A 1,480-nucleotide genomic window follows, 5' to 3' on the forward strand; every position below is an offset into this window, starting at 1 on the left:
TATGATAATAACATCATTTAAAATAAATGCAACTATTTTTTAAAAAAAAATAAAATATTTGTAATTTTAGTCTATTTTAAAAATATTTAAGCACACTGAAAAATCATTTATTAAATTTTACTTCAAATAAACTTATTTAAAATTCTCTAAAAATACTTCTTTTGCTGTTCTTCAATTCAAAACAGGCCTTAATTTTTCATTTATAATATTAACTACTAAATCTATTTCTTGTTGCGTAACATTATTAAAATCTGTTCCCTTAAGGTATCGTTTCCTAAATTCACGGTTCATTCTTTCAATTAATGGTTTTTGTTTTGGTGAACCAGGATCACAATAATAAACATTAGAACCAGCAATCTTTTCCATTTCTTCAAACTTACTAAATTCTTTTCCTCTATCAGTTATTATTCCTTTAATTTTTCCAACTAAACCATTAATTCTAACTATATGTTCAAGTTTTTCTAAAACTTCATTAGCAGTATGTTCTTCTAATTTCATAGCAAAGTATTTTTTGCTTGATCGTTCAACTAATACTAAACAACTAGATTGATGTTCTTTACCAACTACCGTATCCATTTCAAATCAACCAACATTAGATTGTTTATTTTCAATATCTCATATTGACCTAAATCTTTCATCTAATTTACCACGATTATCAGGTCTTTTCTTTGTTCTATTTCTTCTGCCACCATTTAATAAGTTTTTCTTTAACAAACCCAAAAGACCTAAATAAATTCATTTATAAAATGTTTTAAGACAGGCAGGAAATTTGATGCCAAACTTTATTAAAAATCGCTGAATAATTTCCGCTGGTGAATCATAAAGAATATTAAATCGTAAATTTAAAAATTCTTTTTGTTCTTCTGTAAATGTAGGTAGTTTTTTAATACACTTTTTACGTTTATGTTTATAATCTTTTTGTGCTTCATAAGGATTATAATCTTGTATATTTTTAAATCGATTAATTTCTCTTTTAACAGTATTAACTGCACGATCCATTTTTCGTGCTATTTCTGATAAATTAAGTGTGCCATTTTTCTTTTTACAACTATCAGATAACAATAAATCCTTAAATAAATCTCGTTCATCAAACTTTACATGTTTATAGTATTGCATTTTTTTGTCTCCAATTCTTTTTAAAATATTTATAACATTAAATTAAAAATTATTGACAATTATTTTTATAGGTATATAATTTAATTAATAAACAGTAATTAAATTATGTCTCTTAAAGCTGTTTATAAAGTAATTAAGTTTACTTTTTTTTATTTTGATATAAAATATAGATAATAAAAAGAACTTGTGAAAGTTCTTTTATACATTTTAATACATCTTTTTACTCTTTTATTTAATCATATTCGTTAAATAATAGCAATTTTAATATGCAAAAAGGAGTAAAAATGAAAGAATTTAACCCAAAAACAGCAAGTTTACGAACATTTTATCGTAAAATAGATGAATTTTGGCAAAATAAATCACC

The 1,480-nt window shown here is 23.2% G+C and carries 1 protein-coding gene; it reads right to left on the reverse strand.

Going from position 1 to position 1,480, the window contains the following annotated elements; genetic code table 4:
* Positions 1 to 132 precede the first annotated feature (132 nt).
* Positions 133 to 1,116, reverse strand: a complete 984-nt coding sequence (locus D9R21_RS06415; protein ID WP_126821536.1) for an IS30 family transposase — start codon at positions 1,114 to 1,116, stop codon at positions 133 to 135.
* Positions 1,117 to 1,480 lie beyond the last annotated feature (364 nt).

It is taken from the genome of Spiroplasma endosymbiont of Megaselia nigra (assembly GCF_003987485.1).
Classification (GTDB): Bacteria; Bacillota_I; Bacilli_A; order Mycoplasmatales; family Mycoplasmataceae; genus Spiroplasma.